This window comes from Pseudoflavonifractor sp. 60 (assembly GCF_009911645.1).
Taxonomy (GTDB): Bacteria; Bacillota; Clostridia; order Oscillospirales; family Oscillospiraceae; genus Lawsonibacter.
This window is the reverse complement of record NZ_QWKI01000072.1, coordinates 1-20,869: the sequence shown is the minus strand read 5'-3', so window position 1 is coordinate 20,869 and position 20,869 is coordinate 1. Positions and strand designations below refer to the sequence as shown.

The following is a 20,869-nucleotide window of genomic DNA, read 5'->3' as shown; positions in this document are numbered from 1 at the left end:
GTCATCCTGGCTCATTTTGCCGCCGGAGGGGGCAGGTGCCGGTGCGGGCTCCTGTGCGGGGGCGTTCATACCGGCCAACATTTTTTCAATGTCATCCTGGCTCATTTTACCGCCAGAGGGGGCGGGGACCGGTGCGGGCTCCTGTGCGGGGGCGTTCATACCAGCCAGCATTTTTTCAATGTCGTCCTGGCTCATTTTGCCGCCGGAGGAGGCGGGAGCAGGGGTGGGTGCCGAAGCGGGCTCCTGTGCGGGGGCGTTCATACCGGCCAACATTTTTTCAATGTCATCCTGGCTCATTTTGCCGCCGGAGGGGGCGGGGGCGGGGGCGGGGACCGGAGCGGGCTCCTGTGCGGGGGCGTTCATGCCGGCCAGCATTTTTTCGATGTCGTCCTGGCTCATTTTGCCGCCGGAGGGGGCGGGGGCGGGGGCGGGGACCGGAGCGGGCTCCTGTGCGGGGGCGTTCATGCCGGCCAGCATTTTTTCAATGTCATCCTGGCTCATTTTACCGCCGGAGGGGACAGGTGCCGGAGCGGGCTCCTGTGCAGGGGCGTTCATGCCGGCCAGCATTTTTTCGATATCGTCCTGGCTCATTTTGCCGCCGGAGGGGGCGGGGGCGGGTGCCGGAGCGGGCTCCTGTGCGGGGGCGTTCATACCGGCCAGCATTTTTTCAATGTCATCTTGGCTCATTTTACCGCCGGAGGGGGCGGGAGCAGGGGCAGGAGCCGGTGTGGGCGCCTCCGCAGCGGGAGCAGGGGCGGGCTGAGGTGCAGGGGCCTCCGCAGCGGGGGGCTCCTGGGTCAGTTCCTCCTCCAGGGCCTGCTGGATCTGCTGAGCCAGGCTGTCGTCGTTGGCCTGTGCTACCTCCAGGATGGGGGGCAGCAGAGGACGGCTGGCGGCGGGCTGGACGGTCTCCTCCTGAACAGGGGTCTCCTCCTCACTCTCGGCGGGGGCGGGGGCAGCTTCACCGGGGGCGGTGAGCAAATTCAAAACATGAGCGGTCTTATTGCCTTTGGCATTTTTTTTGGCGGCAGCTATGGCGGCCACTCTCCTTTCCAGTTGTTAAAATTGTTGTAGGCCCTTTGGTCAGCGGGCGGGGGCAGAGGGGAAGCCGTACTCCCGAACGACCTCGTTCAGAAGCAGGCGCAAATCCCGGGCCACCTTGGAATCCGGGGCGTAGCTGAGGACGCTCTCTCCGTGGGCGGGCGCCTCGGCTACTGCCACGCCGGAGCGGATGCGGGCCTGGAACACCTTGGTATCCAGCTGCTTGGCAATCTGCTCCGCCATTTCCAGCACCTCACGGTTCAGGGTAAAGCGCTGGTTGTACTTGTTGAGCAGAATGCCCAGGACCCGCAGGCGGGAGTTGTAGCACCGGCGGACGGTGTCGATGGTCTCACGGATCTGGGCCACCCCCAGCAGGCTGAGGATCTCGGGGGCCATGGGGATGATCAGTCCGTCGGCGGCCACGTAGGCGTTTACCGTCAGCACATTGAGGGCGGGCGGGGTGTCGATGATAATATAGTCGTAGTCCTCCGACACCTCTGCCAGGGCGGTTTTCAGCAGAAATTCCCGGCCGGGCCGGTTGAACTCCAGCTCGGCGGCGGACAGCAGGATGTTGGAGGGCAGGATATCGCCGCACTCTGAGGGGGTGATAACCTCCTGGATGGTGCGGGAACCCTTCAGCACATCATAGATGGTGGCGCAGTTTTCAATATCCAGGCCCAGGCAAAAGCCCAGACTGCCCTGGGGGTCCAGGTCGACTCCCAGCACGCGGGCACCCCGCTGGCGCAGACCGTCCATCAGGGAACTGGCTGTGGTGGTTTTGCCCACGCCGCCCTTCTGGTTGGTAACGGTAATGATAATGGACAAATGATCTCCCCCTATTGCTTCAAACCTCCGCCCCTCCGGTGGGAGAGGGGGCAGGCTTAAAAATCTTTCTCTGAGAACTATTAACTTAATCATACTACATGACGATAAAAAAGTACAGAGTCTTTTTGTTTCAAATTATAAGAAAAAACATTTCCAATACAGAGACAGGATGGAAGGAGCGATTATTGTGGCATCTCTCAGCGGAGTAAGCAGCAGCAATACCATGAGCAGCCTGATGAACAGCACCAACACAATCAGCGGTCTGGCCAGCGGCATGGATACCGAGGGCATGATCGAAAGCCTGGTGCAGAGCTATCAGACAAAGATCAACACCTTGAATCAGAAGATCACCAAGACCGAGTGGAAGCAGGACGCCTACCGCAGCATCATCAGCAAAATGGTGGCCTTCAGCACGAAATATACCTCCTACAGCTCGGCCACCAACCTGACCTCCCCCGCCTTTTTCAGCAGCGCTGTCAAGGTGGCCACCCAGGGCCTGTTCGCCGACCGGGTGGCGGCCAGCGGCAAGACCAACAGCGACATCTCTCTGGACCGGGTGACCCAGCTGGCCACCGCCGCCCAGTACCGCACCAGCAGCAACCTGAAATCGGGAGACGGGTGCAGCATTCAGGCCGATGCCGGCATCGACCTGCTCAAGGGCCAGACCGAGCTGGGCAAGCTCAGCGGCAGCCTGACCCTGACCTACGGCGCCAAGACGGTGAGCGTCAGCTTTGACGAGGTGGGGGACGTGAAGGCCCTGGAGGAGATCAAGGAGAAGGACCCCAGACTGAGTGAGGACGAGGCCTTGGCTCAGCTGATCCAGCAGAAGCTGAGCGGCCAGAAGATCACCCTAGCCAGCGGCGTGTCCTATGACGCCGACGAGCGGATTAAGGTGGAGGCGAAAGACGGCTCCATCACCTTTACGGACAGCTCCAATGCCGGCAACGCCGTCTATATCTCCGGCGCCAGCGGTAACGTGAAGGAGACCCTAGGCCTGGACCTGACCGACGTTGACAAAAATAAGCCCAATAAGATAACCCTGGACGACGAGATGCGCAAGGGGCTGACCTACAAGGAGAACAACACCACCTACCTGTCCAACAAGACCATGAATCTGAGTCTGGACGGCACCACCAAGCAGATCAACCTGCCCCGTATCCGCAACGGCATTCTGGTGGACGCCTACAGCAACCCCATGAAGGACGCCGATGGCAACGACATCTCAAAGCTGACCACGGAGAACTATGCCAAGGCGCTGAATGTGGCGGTGCAGAACGCATTTAAGGGCAACAAGATCAAGGTGACCAACGCCGACGAGACGGGGGATACCCTCCAGCTGCGCTTTGAGGTGCAGGAGGGCTCCGACCTGATTATCAACACCGACGTGGGCGAGACCCTGGGCATCGGCCGGAGCGCCACCAGCTATCTGAACACCAACAAGACCCTGGAGGACCTGCTGGGCAAGGAGGTTCTGTCCCAGCTGGAGCCCGCCCTGGTCCGGGACAAGAACGGCGCCTGGGTTCAGGACACCGACGAGAAGACCGGCGCGCCCAAGTACTCCTTTGTGATCAACGGCGTGGCGGTGGGCAACTACTCCAAGGACTCCACCCTGGCGGAGATTTTGGCGGATATCAACGGCAATTCCGAGGTGGGAGTGCGGGTGAGCTACTCCCAGACCACCAAGAACTTCCTCTTTACCTCCAAGGAGACCGGCCTGGAGAGCGATATCACCATCGGCGGCGGCCTGGCCTACGCCATGTTCGGCAAGGCGAGCAGCTTCCGCTTCAGCGCCAGCGAGAAGGTGGGCGACCTGCTGTCGTCGGACGCTGACTATGGCGAGAGCGGAGATAACGCCGTCATTCATGCCGGCAACTGGAATCTCCACCTGCGAATCGAGAAGGATGACAGCATCAACGACATCGTGGACAAGATGAACGCGATATTTCAGGATATCGAGAACCAGCTCCCCGGTGAGGGGAACTATGAGGCCAGGTTTGACGTCAAGACGGGGAGCTTTATAATCCGGGATAAGGGTACCGGCGAGGAAGTGAGCTCCTCCTCCGGCGAGGGCCTGGCAGAGGAGCTGCTGGCTGCCACAGCGGCCAGAGCCCAGCGCGCCGACCAGAATGCGGTGGATCTGGACAGCAGTGTGAAGAAGACCCTGGGCATGAAGGATGACAAGACGCTGACCGGCAAGAAATTCTCCATCAATGCCAACGGCAAAACGGTGGAGTTTACCTTTGACAAGGAGGACGTCAGCCTGGACGATGTCCTGAGTAAGATCGAGAGCGACCTGGGCAACGGGGCCAGGGCCTATTTCTCCGGCAAGGACGGCTCCTTGCAGATAGTGGACCGGAACGGCAAAGCCATGTCTGTGACCTACAACGACGGGGAGGACAACGTGGCCGAGCAGCTGGTGAACCAGGTCGGGGAGTCCATGGGCTACACCAAGGGCCAGGACGCCAAGTTTACCGTCACCGTCAACGGCGAGCAGAAGGAGATGGTCCGCAGCACCAACAGCGTGACCATCGACGGCATGACCATCACCATGAAGGACACCTTCGACGGCTACAAGGACGCTGAGGGCAACGACGCGGTCACCAGCACCGGCGGCCCCCGAAACTCCGTCACCTTTAAGAGCACCACCGACTCGGACAAGATCGTGGACGCCATCAAGTCCATGATTGAGGACTATAATGTCATGATGGCCGAGATCAAGTCGGCCTACTCCACCCTGCCCTACCAGAAGACCGACGGCACCTTTACCAACTACGAGCCCTTGACCGACGACGACCGGGCCGGCATGACCGAAAGCGCCATTGAGCGCTATGAGGAGAAAGCCAAGCAGGGCATCCTCTTCGGCGACCGGACCCTGTCAACCCTCTACGAAAAGATGCGCAACGCCTTCAACCTGGCCGGTGCGGACGGCGGTACCCTGCGGGCCATGGGCATCACCACCACCTTCTCCATCACCGACAGCAGCGAGGGCGTGGTTCTGGACGAGGATAAGCTGCGGGATATGCTGGAGAGTGACCCCGACCGGGTTGCCGACGTGTTTACCAAGACCAGCGGCGTGATGCAGACCATGAAGGCCCAGCTGGACAGCTACTCCAAGACCACCGGCGAGCCTAAGGGTATCCTCATCCAGCAGGCCGGCAGCCCCCTGAGCTCCCTGTCGCTGATGAACAACACATGGCAGAAGGAAATTGACAATATCAACACCCAGATTGGAAAGTGGCAGGATAAGCTGGTCAGTCAGGTGGAGCGGTACACCAGCCAGTTTACCCGCCTGGAGATGCTGATCAATCAGATGAACTCCCAGAGCTCCACTCTGGCGGGACTGATGGGCGGCTAATCAAATAACGCCGGAAAGGAACATCCAAACATGGACGCAAGAGGTTATCAGCAATATAAACAGCAGTCGATCAACTCCATGACCTCCGGGGAGCTGCTGTTGATGCTCTATGACGAGCTGGTCAAGCGCAGCACCCTGGCCTCCATTGCCCTGGACCGCAAGGAATGGACCGCTTTTGAGGAGGCCATCGACCGGTGCGTGGATATTGTCAACTATCTGGACGAGACCCTGGACCGCCAGTATCCCATCAGCCAGGACCTGGGCCGGATGTATGACTACTTTACCTATGAGCTGGGCCGGGTCAAGATCGGGCGGAACAAGAAGGAGCTGGAGCGCCTGCGCCCCATGCTGGCCGATATGCGGGATGCCTTCCGAACGGCGGAGAAGTCCAGCGGCAGTCAGGAGAGCCAGGCATGACCAAGGGTGATTGGCTGGATCTGAGTGTGCTGGAGCGGAAAAAGTACAACTGCCTGTCAGAGGTGATGGAGCTGAGCCGGCAGATGGGCGAGGCCCTGGACCGCAACGACGATGTATCTGTCCGGATGCTGCTGGCCCTGCGCCAAGACCCCATCCTCCAACTGGAGGAGCTGAAGCAGGCCATTGCGCGCAAGCGCGACGGTCTGGAACCGGAGGAGCAGGATCGGCTTTCCGCCCTGGCCGCCGGCGCTTCGCCGAAGGGGGAGAGCGAGGAGAGCTACACCAAACAGGCAGGCTCCGCCCGCCGGCTGCTGGAGCGGGTGGTGGAGCTGGACCGCCGTCTCAGCATACGGCTGGGCGGAAAGAACTCCTTTTACAGCAAGACGGAGACAAAACCGTAAAAATTAGCATTTTCACTCATTCTATTTAGAAAATGACACAAAAAAGCGGCCCAACGAGGGCGCCGGCGCCTACAGTTGTCTGGTGTAGGCGGCTGCGCCCTCAGGGGGGCCGTTGCTGTACGCTTATAGCTGAGTCAAGGGATACACCGTCAGAAGAGAGGCTGGGACAGCAGCCACAGGGGTGCGCCGTTGTCCCGGGCGGCAGAGAGCTCATCTAAAATCAGGTCCAGATCCCAGGTGGTCAGGCTGCGTTCCGGACTGGCTGGATCGGCCACCAGAATGCTGCCGTCCAAGGTGACCCCCCGCAGGAGGATGAAGTGCCCGCGGTTGGTGAAGTGACCCCGGCCCATCAGCGCCACGATCAGCTTTCCGCTGGACAGAGCGTGGGAGATGGTGTCCTCGTCTACACTGTCCAGGGAAAGGGAGGTACACTCCAAACCGAAGTCCTCCGCCACACCGTAGACGATGGAGCGGTAGGAGCCCCGCCCCTTGGCCCAATAGCCCTCCTCTACACAGTGCTGGGCCATCTGAGCCGGGTCGATGATGGAATCAGTGAGGGAAGAGACCGCCATCGCCATTGCGGTGGGGCCGCAGCCGTAGCCGCCAATGGGGTCGGAGCCATAGGGCTCATCCGCCCAGCGGGAGGCGGTCTGGTTGTAGTAGACGATCTCCAGGGCCCCGCCGGTGAGGTACTCCTGCCCCCGGCGGGAGGCCAATGAGGTGATGGAGAAGCTGGCTCGGGCGCGGGGAGGCGGCTCGATCTCTTGGTTGTCCACCAGTTGGATATCCTCCTCCGGCTCCTCCTGGGCGTGCTCCTCCAGCTCCTGGAGGGCGGCCTTGATCTGACTGGCGGCGCGATGTACCGTGGCCTGGGTGTGCTGGCTCATGGATTCCCAGGCGGTCTGCCCGGTTTCGGACAGAAACTGGACGGCGGAGCGGACAGGTGCGGTGATCTGCTCATAGAGCTCCGGCGCCTGATAGGAGCAAACAATAAGCTCCACAGCCCCGATACAGACCAGGGCCAGCACCAGCGCCAGCAGGATGGCTCCCCTGAGGGAGAGCGGTTCTCTAAATTTTTTCACGATAGCCCCCAAAAAAATGAAAATAACTCTTTTCAATTGCGCAGAAAAAGTTTATACTGATTATACTACAAGCTGCGCGATTTGGAAACTATAAATTTATGGCGGCGTTCCGCGTCCGTCATAGAACGCGAGGAGCCCTTAGCAATGCCGGAAATTCGCCTGGAAAATGCCTCAAAACTCTATAAATCAGAGGATAAGCGGGATAAACGCAAGCACTATGCGGTCAGAGACCTGAACTTACGGGTCGAGCAGGGGGAATTTGTCTTCCTGATTGGCAGCAGCGGTGCAGGTAAAAGCACCATGCTCAAGCTGTTGGGCGGGGAAATCCAGCCGGACGAGGGCGGGGTGTTTGTGGGCGACGTGAATATCGCCCGCTACTTTGGCCCCTGGAAATCCCGGCTGGCCCGGACCTTTGGCATCGTCAGCCAGGAACCCAGACTGATCCGCAAGCGGACGGTGATGGAAAACCTGATGGTGGCCGCCCGCGCCAGCGGACTTCAGCGCAAAAGCCGCGCGGCGGCGGAGAAGGCGCTGGGTCTGGTGGGCCTGCCCAATGTGGAGGACTGCTTCCCCGCACAGCTGTCCATTGGAGAGGCCAGGCGGGTGGAGCTGGCTCGGGCTCTGCTCAGCAGTCCTCCCATCCTGCTGCTGGATGAGCTGACCGCGAACCTGGATGACGACACCATTTGGGATATCATCCACCTGCTCAATGAGCTGAATACCCGAGGAACCACCATTATTATGGCGACCCACGCCAGCCAGTACGTAAATATTATGCGCCGGCGGGTTGTAACCCTGGTAGATGGGAAACTGCTTGGCGACGTCAAAAACGGGAAATATGGAGATATTGTATAATTTATTATTTTGTAACGGGATAAGGCGGTGGAAACGGTGAAATGTCTATGTGGAGCGGTCCGCACTCCCAATCAGCGCGGACACCCAGGCACAGCGTAGGCTGCAGAAGTGTGTTTGACCATGTAGAACGTCCGATGCCGGATTCGCACTGGCGACGGAGAAAAATAGGAGGAAGCTACATATGAATTTTAGGAATATGTCTATTAGAAAGAGCCTGATTATCGGGTTTGGCACCACGATCCTGGTCTCTGTGGCCATCATTATCGCGTCACTGATTATGATGAACATGCAGAAGAGTGCCTATTCTGATATCATTGACAAGTATGTTGGGGCCAATGAGTTGACCTCTGAGTGCCGCATTGATTACAACATCGCCGCCCGCAGCCTGCGTGACGCGGTCCTCTCCGGGGACTTGAGCAACCTGGATACCGCCACCAGCAAGATAGATCAGCTGTCTGACGCCCTGAAGCGGCTGAACGACAGCTACCCCCTGAGCGACAAAACCGAGCTGAACAATTTTGTCAACACGGTGGAGGAGTGGGAAGTTGAGGCGAATAAGATCTGCAATACCGCCCGTACAGACCGGGAAGCTGCGGTTCCCATGATTACCAATAGCTGCTCCCCCAAGCTGGTGGCTGCCGCCTCCGCCGGCGACGCCCTGGCCAGTAAGTTGCAGACGGAGCAGGATAAGATCATTGCCCAGCAGAATCTGACCTCCAATATTGGCCTGATTGTGATTGTGGGCGTGATGGTGGTGGCCACTCTGGTGGTGTTGATGATGGCCACTAAGATTATCCGCAGCATTGTAGAGCCCAGCAATCAGGTGCGCAACGCACTGGTGGGCTTCAGCCAGGGCAATCTGTCCATCCCTGTGGACTACACCGGCAGAAACGAGCTGGGCGAGATGTGCGACGCTCTGCGCACCAGCCAGAATGTTCTGGGCGAGGTCATTGGCGACACCTGCCACCTGTTGGAGGAGATGGGTGCGGGCAACTTCAATGTGCGCACCAAGGATGAGAAGCTGTATGTGGGCTCCCTCAGCCAGATCCTGGCCTCCGTGCGTGTCATTAACCGCAGCATGAGCGACGATCTGACCCAGGTCAGCCAGAGTTCCGACCAGGTGGCCGCCGGCGCCGACCAGGTGTCCAGCAGCGCTCAGGCCCTAGCCCAGGGCGCCACGCAGCAAGCCAGCTCTGTTGAAGAGCTGTCCGCCACCATTGCCGATATCTCCGAGAACGCCAAGCGCACCGCCGCCTCCGCCGAGCAGGCCGGTCAGTCCGTCCACGAGGTGGGCAGCCAGGTTTCTACCAGCGTGGAGTATGTCAAGCAGCTGAATATGGCTATGGACAACATCTCCAGCTCCTCTCAGGAGATCAGCAAGATCATTGCTACCATTGAGAATATCGCTTTCCAGACCAATATCCTGGCTCTGAACGCCGCCGTAGAGGCCGCCCGCGCCGGTTCCGCCGGTAAGGGCTTCGCTGTGGTGGCCGATGAGGTGCGCAATCTGGCCTCTAAGTCGGACGAGGCGGCCAAGGCGACCAAGGACCTGATCGAGAGCTCTGTGACCGCCGTCCGGGATGGTACCGAGGCAGTGGGCAAGGTGACCCAGTCCCTGGAGCGGACCAACGAGCTGGCCAGCGGTGTGAGCACGATGGTGGAGACTGTTGTGAAGGCTGTGGAGAGCCAGACCCAGGCCATTATGCAGGTTACCGAGGGCATCGATCAGATTTCTGCCGTGGTCCAGACAAACTCCGCCACCAGCGAGGAGTCTGCCGCCGCCAGCGAGGAGCTGTCCAGCCAGGCAACCCTGATGAAGGAACTGCTGTCCCGCTTCAAGCTGCGCCAGGACTTTGGCTACAGCCCCAGGCCCCAGCAGCAGTCTACTTACACCGCCCCCGCCGCCTCCTCTCCCTGGGATGATGACGATGGTGGGGACTATGTCGGCGGTGGATCCGACAATCCCTTCAGCGGCGCCAAGTATTAAGAAGGCAATCGTAAGACAGATGCGCTGAAGCTGCGATCTGTGAGAATATGGCGTCCTGTTATGGGACGCCATATTCTCCGTTGCGCTGAAAGCGCTGGAATAGGATGAACTGCGGCGAATTGGAGCCAGGGAAAGAGGTGGAGCGGATGGCCAAAAGAAGTGGTCAGGATAAAGATTTGTTTTTTGCGCTGGACATTGGTACCCGAAGCATCATTGGCGTTGTGGGCCGGGTAGAGGACGAGCGCTTTCAGGTATTGGCCATTGAAAAGGAGGAGCACGGGAAGCGGGCCATGTTGGACGGCCAGATCGAGGACATCGGTCAGGTGGCCAAGGTGGCCAGACGTGTAACGGACCGGTTGGAGGAACGGCTGGATTGCACCCTGGAACGGGTGTGCGTGGCCGCCGCTGGTCGTGCCCTGCGCACGGAAAAGGGCAGCTACACACTGGAATTTCCCGAGGTCACTCATGTTACCAACGACAGCATTGGCCGCCTGGAGAGCGGCGCGGTGGCCGCAGCGGAGGCTGCGCTGGGACTGGGTCCGGACGGCCGCCGCCGGTTCTATCTGGTGGGCTATACCGTCTCCAGCTATCAGCTTGACCACTACCCCATGACAACCCTGCGAGGCCACAATGGCCAGTTGCTGGAGGCGGAGGTAGTGGCCACATTCCTGCCTGGGGAGGTGGTGGAGAGCCTGTATTCCGTGATGGAGGCCGCCGGACTGGAGGTGGCCAGCCTGACTCTGGAGCCCATCGCCGCCCTGAACGCCGCCATTCCTGCTGACCTGCGGCTGCTGAACCTGGTATTGGCGGATATTGGAGCAGGTACCTCGGATATTGCCGTCTGCCGGGATGGCGCCGTGGTGGGCTACACTATGGCCACCATTGCCGGGGACGAGATCACAGAGGAAATTATGCGCCGCTACCTGGTTCCATTTGCCACGGCGGAACGGATGAAGACGCAGCTGCATGAGGCTAATGTCAAGTACCGGGATGTATTGGGCATGGAGCACAGCGTCACTGGAATGCAGCTGCGGGAGACCATCCAGCAGGCGGCTCAGAATCTGGCCCAGGAGATCAGCCAACGGGTTGTGGCCCTCAACGGCGCGCCTCCCTCTGCTCTGTTTCTGGCAGGGGGCGGCAGTAAGCTGGAGGGCCTGCGGGAGCTGGTGGCAGAGGCCCTGGAAATGGATGAAAACCGGGTCGCCCTGGCGGGAAACAACTATGAGATCACCGCCTTTTCCGACGAATACGACCTCAACGACCCGGAGCTGGCTACCCCCCTGGGGATTGCCGTCTCCGCCGGTCTGGGCCTAATCAGCGACAGCTATCGTATCATGCTCAACGGAAAGCCCGCCAAGCTGTTCCGCAGCGGGTCGCTGACGGTGCTGGAGCTGCTGATGATGAACGGGTACTCCTCCCCCGATCTGCTGGGCCGGACAGGGAAGAACCTGAGCGTCACAGTAAACGGACAGCGGATGCTCTTCCGGGGCGAACCGGCAACCCCCTGCACTCTTACGCTGAATGGGGAAGAGATTGCCCCGTCGGCCCTGGTCTACGCCGGGGACAATATTCAGTTTACACCTGCGGTGCCGGGTGCGCCTGCGCAGCGGACTGTAAAGGAGCTGCTGGGGGCGGACTTTGTGGGAGGCGTTACGGTCAATGGCCGGATGGCCGATTTGGATACCCGCTTGAACACCGGAGACCAAGTTGTCACATCCGATCATCCGATTCAGTCTGCCCCTCCTGCCCCCCCGCCGCCCAAGCAGGAGACCCAGGAGCGGCAGCGGCCTGTACGGCCGGAGTCGGTGCCGGTGACTTCGCCGCCCCTGCCGCGGATGGCGATACGTCCAGCCGAGAGACCCAGGCAGGAGCCTGTCCGTCCAGCGGAACAGCCCAAGGCGGCCCCGCCGGCAGGCAAACCGCTGACGGTTGTACTCAACGGCAGGATGCTGGCGCTGCCCGGCAAGGCGGAGGGCGGACCTTACTATGTGATGGACCTTCTGGATCACTCTGGAGTTGACTTTGAGCATCTGGATCGGGGTGTGGAGTTGAAGGTAAATGGAGCCGAATGTGCCTTTACCCAGGAGCTTCGGTCTCAGGATGATGTGGTCATCCGCTATTTGGAACAATAACGGGGTGAATTATCATGGCAAGGAAAAAGAAAGAAAAGAAAAAGGCCGTCGAGGGCGAGGAGCTCCAGGAGGGGAAGAAGAAGGGCAAAAAGAAGCTGCTGCTGATTCCCGTGGCGCTGATTGTAATTGCCGCAGTGGCAGCAGCAGCGGTCCTGGTGGTCCTTCCAAAATTCGGCATCAATTTGCTGCCCAGCAGCGAACCGGGGCCGGGAGAAGAGGAGGCGCCCAAGAGCCTGGAAACCTTTATCGCTGGCGAGCCCATTACCAATGAGGACGGCGAGGAGATCCAGGACGCCACCATCTCTCTGGATACCCTTCTGGAGGAGGGCGAGGGCACACTGATTGCCGTCCGGAAGCCGGGGGAGATTAAAAAGGGCGAACCCGCCGCGTCCTCCTCTTCCTCTGCTTCCAGCTCCGCAGCAGAGCCTGAAGTGGAGCAGTATACCTACATCTACGATGTGGCTGCCCCCGCCGCCATAGTGGACCGCTATCTGGATGCGGTATTGGGCGGTGAGGAAAAGTTTGTCCTAGTGGACGATACCTACCTGCATCTGGAGGAGCGCCCGGTACTGGAGGATACCGTGGGCACGGTAACCATTGCCCGGAAGTCGGTTCAGGATGGCCGCCTCTTCCAAATCGTCATCGGCTGGTCAGAGGCCAGCAGCCTGGTGTTCCGCACCTCCGCCCCAGAGGGGTCCATCCATGAGCCGGAGAAGGAGTCAGGCGTGGGTCTGGGCTCCCAGGTGGTGGAGACGGTCCCCCTGACAACCCAGATTGAAACCATCCGCAGTATGTCCCCGGCCCAGTTTGGACTGGAGGGGGACTCCATGGACGGCTATGAGATCTACCCGGTGGAGGGCTTTGTCAAAGTGGACGGCCTGGACTGCCGCCGCTTCAACATCTATGTGAGCCGGGGCCCTGACGGGGACCACTACCCTGACCTGGAGGCCATTGTGCTCCTCAGCTCCGACCAGAAGCACGTCTACCGCCTGGACCCGGAGAGCAACGCGGTAACTGAGTTGCGGTGAGTTTTTGGGGCGGAGCCGTTAAGAAAGAGCTTTTTTCGGTCGATAGTCTTAAATGGGAACAAAACCCAAAATTCAGTGAAGGGAGGGGACGTTTATGGATGGTGTGATGGGAATGCAGATGGCCCAGCTCCAGACCAACTATACCTACGCCCTGATGAAGATGTCCATGCAGGATCAGGCCAGTGAGGCACAGGCGATGATCGACATGATGTCTGAAGTGCCTGTTGCCCAGGCGGCTCCCGCTCAGTACAGCTTTGACGTGTGGGCCTGAGCGGCAAAATCGTTCCAACCCGAAAAACAGTGTGAGCCTTAGTTTTACGTTGATAAGGAAGTATTCACAACAACTTATCATCAACGCTGACAAACAGGGTGCAAGCAAAAGCAGAGAATATATCACTTTCATTAGTGGTCGGTTCTCTGCTTTTCTGTTACGCAATAGAACACCGTTTTTGAGAGCAGACATATAAAACCCTTACCCCGCCACTTCAATACCCGCAAAGCCACATAAATCAAGGACAAAATAACCCCTACTGCGTAACAATCCCCATAATAGATTGAGGGCGAAAGCAGTCTGCTGATTTCGCCCTCTTGACTATCCACAAGCAAAGGCGGGAAAAGCTGTCAAGGGCGCGTAGCGCGAAGTCTACCCTTGACAGCTTTTCCTGTCTTTGCTACCTACTATCGGTCGAAGCGGAATTTCAATATGGCTTCAATCAGTTTTGCCTTTAATCTGTCCTGCGTATCGTCATTGATATGCCCTTTATACATAGACAGATATTTGATGTATGCGGTATAGTGCCGCAATACTGCGTCTACCGCTTCTGGCTCTCCGGCAACGGCTTTTTCGATTACCTCAAAAGGTATCAGCTTTTTGTTCCTCATGTTTCAATTTCTCCCATTCTTTTCGTAACTGTTTCAGCGCAACATTTCTTCTGTGGTTTATCGTACTTCTGCAACGCCCGTACTGTCTGCCGATGGCTTCATCACGATAGCCAACGAAGTAATAAAGCAACAAAATTTCCCGCCTTAACTCCGGCAATTTTGATAATGCCGTTGCCAACCGTTCATCATCAACGATAACTTCCTTTCCCAACACAATAAATACAGTCGGCTTATCCTGTTTTTCAAAGTAGCTGTCCATAGCAGACGGTTCAAAATATCGTTCTGACATCAGATAGTCAAGGGATATTTCTCTTGCTTCTTTCCGCTTCAAATCCCGCCATGCGTTAATTGCTTCATGGCGCAGGACAATCTTGCAGAACGCATGGAAAGCATATTCGATATGTTCCATGAACTGTTCAGAATATCTCATTTTCTCTCACCCCCTTTCTTCCCAGTAGGGGGCTATTACAACAAATGCTCATACAGCATAAAGTGGCATAAGCATTTGAGTAATACGAGTTATCAAGACATACTAAATGATTTGACAGTTCATATTCATGGGTAGTATATCCCCTAAACGAACACTGCGTTTTTTTGACAGAAAATAGTTTGTCTGATTTTGCGGATATAAAAATAACACGACGGTACCTCCTGATACCGCCGCATTATTAGTCATGGTTTCTAAAAGTCCTCCGCTGTCCGTTTTGAAGAAACGGCGGCTTATGAGTATTACCAAAAAGAAAGAGCCGATAACCGCATTTTTAATCTGCGTGTTATCGGCTCTGCGTCTGTGCGTCTGGCTCTTTGATAACTGATATATTCATTTGTTGTACGTTAATAATGGTTTCGTGCTTGCATTTCGGGCAATATAGGGGAAAGTTTTTCAGTTCGGTATCACTCCGCATTTTTAACCTTGTTTTGCTTTGGCATATGGGGCATATTATCCATTCGGTATTCATGTTAAATACCCCAATCCCTGCTAATCATTTGCAGTTTTACCATATGTGGGTAAATCCTGCCGGTGTTCATCAGTTTTTCTGGCGTTCCCTGTTCCGCAACAGAACCATCTGAAAGCACAACCACTTTATCCGCGCCGCTTACGGTACGCATACGGTGGGCGATAACAAGTACGGTCTTATCCTTTATCAGCCTTGATAAAGCAGCCTGTATCAATGTTTCGTTTTCCACATCAAGGCTTGCCGTTGCTTCATCAAGTAAGATGATAGGGGAATTTTTGAGGAAAGCGCGGGCGATTGAAATTCTCTGCCTTTCCCCGCCGGACAGTTCGCAGCCATTTTCACCAATCATACTGTGATACCCGTCCGGGAGCTTTGTCGCAAATTCTTCACAATTTGCCAGTCTTGCCGCTGCAATCACTTCTTCGTCGGTCGCGTCCTTTCTGCCTATTCTGATATTCTCCATAATTGTGTTGTTAAACAGCGTCACATCTTGAAATACGATAGAGTACAGCGACAGCAAGGTTTCCGGCTCTATTTTCGATATATCCATACCGCCGACAGTGATTTTCCCCTTGCTTATATCCCAGAACCGCGCGGCAAGACGTGATACCGTAGTTTTACCGCCGCCGGACGGTCCGACTAAGGCGGTAACTTCTCCCTGTTTTGCCGTAAAGGACACGTCTTTCAATACGGTTTCCCCGCTATTATAAGCAAATCCCACATGGTCGAACAAAATATCGTAACCTTTATTTGTTACTCTGTCTGTTCCTGTCTGAATAGGCTGGTCAAGAATTTCATTCATGCGGTTTATGTTCGTTTTGGTGGAGATTACCGCAGCAAGATTTTGCAATGCACCCTCAAGCGGGGCATATAGCCTTGAAGCCACAAGCAAAAACATAAAGAACAGCGGAATATCAATTTCCCCACGAATAAGCAGCGCAGAACCTACAAGCGCAACCGTAGCAATCCCAAACTTTAATATCAACGTTGAAGAAACAACAAAAAGTGCTGTCCCAAGTTCTGTTATAATGTGCCGCTTTTCCACATAGTCAATTTTTTTGTCAAGCCCTCTTAAATAGTTTTCTTCCGCATTGTTCGCCTTTAAGTCCTGCAAACTTTCGATACACTCCTGTACGCCGCTTTCAAGCGCGATATTTGCCGCTACGGATTTGCGGTTAAAATATTCCTGTATGCGGGCTGAAAAGAATGTGATTGTAAATGCAATCGGCAAAACCCAAACCGCCGCAAGAGCCATTCGCCAGTCGTAAGCGAAAAGGCAAACTGCAATCAGCGTTGTAGAAATAAGGGAGCCTGCCAATGCGGGTACATAATGGGAAAATGCCTGTTCAAGAGTAGCACAATCGCCCATAATCGAATTTGTCAAATCAGCAAGGTCTTTCTTGCCAAAAAAGGACAATGGGATTTTACGGAGCTGTTCTGCTAAGGATATACGCCTTACACCGCTTTCCACATAAGTCGCTAAGTAAGTGGCGTTATACTGAAACCATGTCACAATAAAAATGAAGCATAAGCAAACCAGAGCACCAACCGCGTAGAAGAGGGCGCGGCTTCCATTTATGCCCCCGTTCATGGTATCAATGACAAAGTAATAGAGCAGTCCGACGGGAAGCATAAAGGATATATCCTGTGCGACACAAGCAATACAGCCCTTCATCAAATCGACAGCCCCCTGTCTTGATAACGCAAAACGTCTTTGCAATGTCTTAATCATGCGTTTACCTCCTTTGCAATCTTCCATTCTGCCGCTTCGGAATAATTCTTCCACATTTTTGTAAATATGCCGTTTCGCTCTATCAGTCCGCTATGTGTGCCGCTTTCGACAATTTCACCGTCTTGCAGTACATAAATACAATCCGCGTCTGTGATTGACGACAGCCTGTGTGCAATCATAATGATGGTCTTTCCCTTTGAAAGAGCAGATAAAGCCTGCTGTACGCGCACCTCATTATCGGGGTCGGCAAACGCGGTTGCTTCATCAAGAATTAGGATAGGCGCATTTTTCAAAATTGCGCGGGCAATCGCTATTCTTTGCTGTTCGCCGCCGGACAGATACACGCCTTTTGTGCCGACAACCGTATCAATGCCATTCGGTAATTTTTCAATAATATCCAAGCACTGTGCAGCTTCCAGAGCATGGGCGATTTCTTCGCGTGTAGCGTTAGGTTTTGCCATACGCACATTTTCTAATATGGACGCTTTGATAAGGCGGCTGTTCTGAAATACAAAAGATACCTTATTCATCAATGTTTCTTTCGGAATGTCACGTATTTCGGTATTGCCTATCAGTACGCGCCCTTTTTGCGGGTCAAAAAATCTTGTGACAATATTTGCAAGTGTCGTCTTGCCGCCGCCGGACGCTCCTACCAATGCGACTGTCTGCCCCGGCTTTATGGAAAGAGATACATCATTGAGCGCGTTTTTTTCTCCGTCATAGCTGTAACTAACGTGTTCCAATGTAATTCCATTATTTTTAGGAATATTATTCACGCTGCTTTCAGATAATGGTTTTTCGTTCAGCACTTCATCAATCCTGTTGATTGCGTCGCCTACAATCATTGCGTCCTCGCTCATAAACATAATTTTTGTAAGCGTCGTACCGATAACAGGCGTAATCACAATATAGAAGATAAGGTTTAACAGAAGTTCATTTGTTACGCCGCCCCTTGTAAAGAGAATACCCCCGGCAATCAGAAACGCGAATACGCCGTTAATTGCTGTTGTATAGAACATCATAGGCAGACGCAGCCCCTTTGTATATGCAATTACCCATGTTTCGTAATTGTCTATCGCGTCTTTGAAGCGTTTGAAAGAAAAAATTGTCTGCCCGAAAGTCTTTACTACGGGTACGCCCCGCACATATTCAACAGCTTCATTTGACATATCAGCAAGCGCATTTTGATATTGTTCCATTCGCTTCTCCATGTCTTTCCCTGTCATTTTCATCATAATCAGAAAACCAAGCACAACGGGAACAAGGCTTAAAAGCCCTAACCGCCAGTCAAAGGCAAGCAACAGGAAAAGCAGCCCTATGGGGGTGGCAACCGCCCCTGCTTTGTCGGGGAGCCTGTGTGCAAGATATGTTTCCGTAGCGGCACTGGAAGTATTTACTATTCTCCGCAGCTTTCCACTTCCATACTTTTCCGTTACCCCAAGCGGCAAGGCTGTAATATGGCGCATAAGCTCTTTTCGGATATTTGCGGCAACCCGGAACGCGCTCATATGCGAACACATCAAGGCGGCTATGTAGACAACAATAGAGATAACCGCAAACAATACCGCAGACCAACCGTAGCTTGTAACATTCCCCGCCTGTGAGAAATTCGGGGAAACTTCCAGTATGTCGTGAATGATACGCCATATATACCAAAAAGGCACAAGAGCTAACAGCGCACTCATTACGGACAATACCCAAGAAAGATAGGTTAATATTCTGTGCCCTCCGGCATAGCCCATCAGTCTTGATAGATTAGACTGTTTTTTCATTGAAAAAAACCTCCTTGAAAATTTTTTATGATATGAGGACTAAATAACTGCCCTCGAATATCCTTATTTGATTAGTGGTGTCTTTATAAAGTTAGCCAAAACTAACCCTCGCGTCAAATATAATGGAAAGTGTAAACTTTCCATTATCAAATCTTATTATCACATTTATTTGTAATCGAGCCTGCTCGATTTATTATTGCCCCATAATTTTCATCCACCCGGCGGTATAGAAAGCTCTCATTTCTTTCAAATAGTGCTTTGCTTCTTCAAGCGGCATTTCATGTATAATCAGCTCAAAAAATGTGTTGAACATTCCCGTAATCAAAATATGCTCTAACCGTTCATCAATGGGCGGCGCTGGTCTGCCTAACTTTTCAAGAACTGCTAAATAATCATGTGTTCCTTTTGTTTCTATTTCCACCATTTCATCAATCAGCTTTGAAAAACGTGTTCCCTCCGAACAGCAAAGTATGAGCTTAAATTCATTCAAGTGTTCATAGGCGTACAAGAGCATTTCATACATATACACGCCGGAAGTAGAAGTAAGATTGTCGGGCTGTTCCTCTGGCGGTATTTCTGCAAATTCTTTCTGTGCCTTGCAAAAGAGTTCCAATAAGAAATTGTAGTGTTCGCCTACCAGTGCTTCAAATAAATCCTCCTTGCTGTTATAGTAGCCATAAAACGCGCCTGTCGTTACCCCCGCCGTTTTGACAATATTCCGCAGGGAAGCAGACTTATAGCCTTTTTCAAGAAATTCCTGCATGGCGGCTGAATGGATTAAATGTAGTGTTGTCTGCTCTGCTTCGCTCATTTTCTCACCTCCCTGTATATAACGGTGTTATATATCACTGTTATATGATACTGCAAATCAGAGAATTTGTCAATGGCACAAAAAAATTTTTGCTGATTTATTCTGTGGCATTGGCATTTCACAAACTTCCCCGTATTAAGAAACAAGGAAAACTTTTTGAAGAATTTCTCTCAAAACTCCGTCAAAACTGCCCTGTGTGGTGTTGTAGGTAGTGAGAGGAATTATCAGAGGGTTTGGGATTCTTCCCAACAAGCAAAATCTGTCCGGCAAGCCATAGCGCGGACGGGCAGATTTACGGAAATGGGTACCCGTTTCCTATGAATGGCTCCTATTAGGAACACTGTAATATCAAGGCTTTTCGGAGCCTGCAACCACAAAAAAATAAAATTAGAGCTATCACATTACGCAGAAAGCCGTCCGGGAAGAAAAAACGGGCGGCTTTTTTGCGTGGATAGCCGGGAGGGAGGCGAAAAAATAGTAACAAACTTTTAACACAAAATTTGTGCAACATTCACGAAAATAAAAAGGAGGTAACGAATGGCAGACGAAAAGCTGAACACGAGCCCGGAGGAAAATCCCCAGCCCAGCCTGTTCGATACGGGCCCGGCTGAGGCTCCCACGCCGGAGCCCCCGGCCCCGGAGAAAGCCCCCGAGCAGGCCGCCGGAGAACCACCCGCGCAGGATGCCCCCGCTGGGGCCCCCGGCGAGGTGAACGTATCCGCTGACCAGATTGAAAAGCTGATGGCGGAGCGCCGGGCGGCGGAACGTGCGGAGGTGGAGAAGAACGAGCCGCCCGAACCGGAACAGCCGCCCACCCCGGCCCCGGAGGAAAAGGCCCCCGCCAAAAAGGGAAAGGCCGCCGAGGAAAAAACGCCCACCCCGGAGGATAAGCCCAAGGGCAGGCGTGGCCGCAAGCCGAAGGAGGAAAAAGCGGAGCCCGGCAAGCCGGGAGGGACGGGGGCCCGCCGTGGCCGCCAGGCCAAGGCTGACAAGGCGGCCACGGACAAGCCCCCGTCCCCACCTCGAGACAAAATGTCCCAAAGCAAAGGGACAAAAGCCGCCACGGTAAAGGGCAAAGAAGAGGCCCCCGCCGCTCCCCAGCCTGCGCCGGAAGCGCCGCCCCAGCCCCGTGACGCGACCCGCGCCGAAAAGGAAGAGATTGTTTATCTCAACCTCTCGGAGCTGTTCCCGTTCAAAGACCATCCCTTTGGTGTCCGTGACGATGCGGAAATGAAAGGGCTTGTGGAGTCCGTCAAGGACAACGGCGTACACCAGCCCGCGCTGGTGCGTCCCCGGGAGGGCGGCGGCTATGAAATCATCGCGGGCCACCGCCGCCAGCGGGCCAGTGAGCTGGCCGGGTTTGCAAATATGCCTTGTATCGTCCGCAACATGACGGATGACGAGGCCATCCTTGCGATGACGGACGACAACCTGCGCCACCGGGAAAAGATTCTGCCGATGGAAAAGGCCCAGTCTCTGAAAATGCAGGTGGAGGCCATCAGCCACCAGGGGACGAAGATGGAGGGCGTGGCCGCCGGGGACGTGGGGAAACGCTCCACGGAAATCGTGGGGGAACGGAACGGCATGAAC

General features: G+C 55.1%; 17 protein-coding genes and 1 pseudogene. 9 read left to right on the top strand and 9 right to left on the bottom strand.

What is annotated here, in order from left to right; genetic code table 11:
* A pseudogene (locus D1646_RS23685) lies at nt 1-1,044 on the bottom strand (hypothetical protein); the annotation flags it as partial.
* Nucleotides 1,045-1,083: 39 nt separating this feature from the next.
* Nucleotides 1,084-1,866, bottom strand: a complete 783-nt coding sequence (locus D1646_RS08055; RefSeq protein WP_201754599.1) for a ParA family protein — start codon at nt 1,864-1,866, stop codon at nt 1,084-1,086.
* A 187-nt stretch (nt 1,867-2,053) separates the two neighbouring features.
* Between D1646_RS08055 and fliD the strand changes: the two genes are divergently transcribed.
* The 3 genes from fliD to D1646_RS08040 are packed head-to-tail and all read left to right on the top strand — an operon-like array spanning nt 2,054 to nt 6,039.
* A complete protein-coding gene (fliD, locus tag D1646_RS08050; RefSeq protein ID WP_160635964.1) occupies nt 2,054-5,221 on the top strand; it encodes a flagellar filament capping protein FliD in 3,168 nt (1,055 codons plus the stop codon).
* Between the two features lie 30 nt (nt 5,222-5,251).
* The gene (gene fliS, locus D1646_RS08045; protein WP_160635963.1) at nt 5,252-5,638 is read left to right on the top strand and encodes a flagellar export chaperone FliS; all 387 of its coding nucleotides are present in this window, start codon (nt 5,252-5,254) and stop codon (nt 5,636-5,638) included.
* Entirely contained in the window at nt 5,635-6,039 is a 405-nt protein-coding gene (locus tag D1646_RS08040) for a hypothetical protein (RefSeq protein ID WP_160635962.1), read from the top strand. Before fliS ends, D1646_RS08040 begins: the two co-directional genes overlap by 4 nt.
* A gap of 149 nt (nt 6,040-6,188) precedes the next feature.
* On the opposite strand, the gene D1646_RS08035 is transcribed toward D1646_RS08040, so the two are convergent.
* Nucleotides 6,189-7,121, bottom strand: a complete 933-nt coding sequence (locus D1646_RS08035; RefSeq protein WP_347565161.1) for a C39 family peptidase — start codon at nt 7,119-7,121, stop codon at nt 6,189-6,191.
* A 144-nt stretch (nt 7,122-7,265) separates the two neighbouring features.
* Between D1646_RS08035 and D1646_RS08030 the strand changes: the two genes are divergently transcribed.
* The 5 genes from D1646_RS08030 (at nt 7,266) to D1646_RS08010 (ending at nt 13,394) form a co-directional block, all read left to right on the top strand.
* Nucleotides 7,266-7,976: an ATP-binding cassette domain-containing protein gene (locus D1646_RS08030; protein ID WP_160635961.1), complete on the top strand. Its 711-nt coding sequence runs from the start codon at nt 7,266-7,268 to the stop codon at nt 7,974-7,976.
* 181 nt (nt 7,977-8,157) lie between these two features.
* On the top strand, nt 8,158-9,963 hold the full coding sequence (locus tag D1646_RS08025) for a methyl-accepting chemotaxis protein (RefSeq protein ID WP_160635960.1): 1,806 nt from the start codon (nt 8,158-8,160) through the stop codon (nt 9,961-9,963).
* Between the two features lie 146 nt (nt 9,964-10,109).
* Nucleotides 10,110-12,095, top strand: a complete 1,986-nt coding sequence (locus tag D1646_RS08020; RefSeq protein WP_160635959.1) for a cell division FtsA domain-containing protein — start codon at nt 10,110-10,112, stop codon at nt 12,093-12,095.
* A 14-nt stretch (nt 12,096-12,109) separates the two neighbouring features.
* A complete protein-coding gene (locus D1646_RS08015) occupies nt 12,110-13,123 on the top strand; it encodes a hypothetical protein (RefSeq protein ID WP_160635958.1) in 1,014 nt (337 codons plus the stop codon).
* A gap of 94 nt (nt 13,124-13,217) precedes the next feature.
* Nucleotides 13,218-13,394, top strand: a complete 177-nt coding sequence (locus D1646_RS08010) for a hypothetical protein (protein ID WP_160635957.1) — start codon at nt 13,218-13,220, stop codon at nt 13,392-13,394.
* Between the two features lie 407 nt (nt 13,395-13,801).
* Here the strand turns inward: D1646_RS08010 and D1646_RS08005 are convergent, their stop codons facing one another.
* The 6 genes from D1646_RS08005 to D1646_RS07980 all read right to left on the bottom strand — a co-directional run bounded on the left by D1646_RS08005 (nt 13,802) and on the right by D1646_RS07980 (nt 19,279).
* Entirely contained in the window at nt 13,802-14,005 is a 204-nt protein-coding gene (locus D1646_RS08005) for a helix-turn-helix domain-containing protein (RefSeq protein ID WP_006355157.1), read from the bottom strand.
* Nucleotides 13,977-14,435 (bottom strand): sigma factor-like helix-turn-helix DNA-binding protein, encoded by a 459-nt coding sequence (locus D1646_RS08000; protein ID WP_160635956.1) that lies wholly within the window; start codon nt 14,433-14,435, stop codon nt 13,977-13,979. Before D1646_RS08000 ends, D1646_RS08005 begins: the two co-directional genes overlap by 29 nt.
* A gap of 343 nt (nt 14,436-14,778) precedes the next feature.
* Nucleotides 14,779-14,964: a cysteine-rich KTR domain-containing protein gene (locus tag D1646_RS07995; protein WP_081645493.1), complete on the bottom strand. Its 186-nt coding sequence runs from the start codon at nt 14,962-14,964 to the stop codon at nt 14,779-14,781.
* A gap of 1 nt (nt 14,965) precedes the next feature.
* A complete protein-coding gene (locus D1646_RS07990; protein ID WP_160635955.1) occupies nt 14,966-16,696 on the bottom strand; it encodes an ABC transporter ATP-binding protein in 1,731 nt (576 codons plus the stop codon).
* Nucleotides 16,693-18,468 (bottom strand): ABC transporter ATP-binding protein, encoded by a 1,776-nt coding sequence (locus tag D1646_RS07985; RefSeq protein WP_160635954.1) that lies wholly within the window; start codon nt 18,466-18,468, stop codon nt 16,693-16,695. The genes D1646_RS07990 and D1646_RS07985 overlap by 4 nt, the downstream gene beginning before the upstream one ends.
* A gap of 193 nt (nt 18,469-18,661) precedes the next feature.
* A complete protein-coding gene (locus tag D1646_RS07980; protein ID WP_016293180.1) occupies nt 18,662-19,279 on the bottom strand; it encodes a TetR/AcrR family transcriptional regulator in 618 nt (205 codons plus the stop codon).
* A gap of 537 nt (nt 19,280-19,816) precedes the next feature.
* Between D1646_RS07980 and D1646_RS07975 the strand changes: the two genes are divergently transcribed.
* Nucleotides 19,817-20,869, top strand: a 1,053-nt coding sequence (locus tag D1646_RS07975) for a ParB/RepB/Spo0J family partition protein (RefSeq protein WP_160635953.1), incomplete at its 3' end; no start/stop codon positions are given.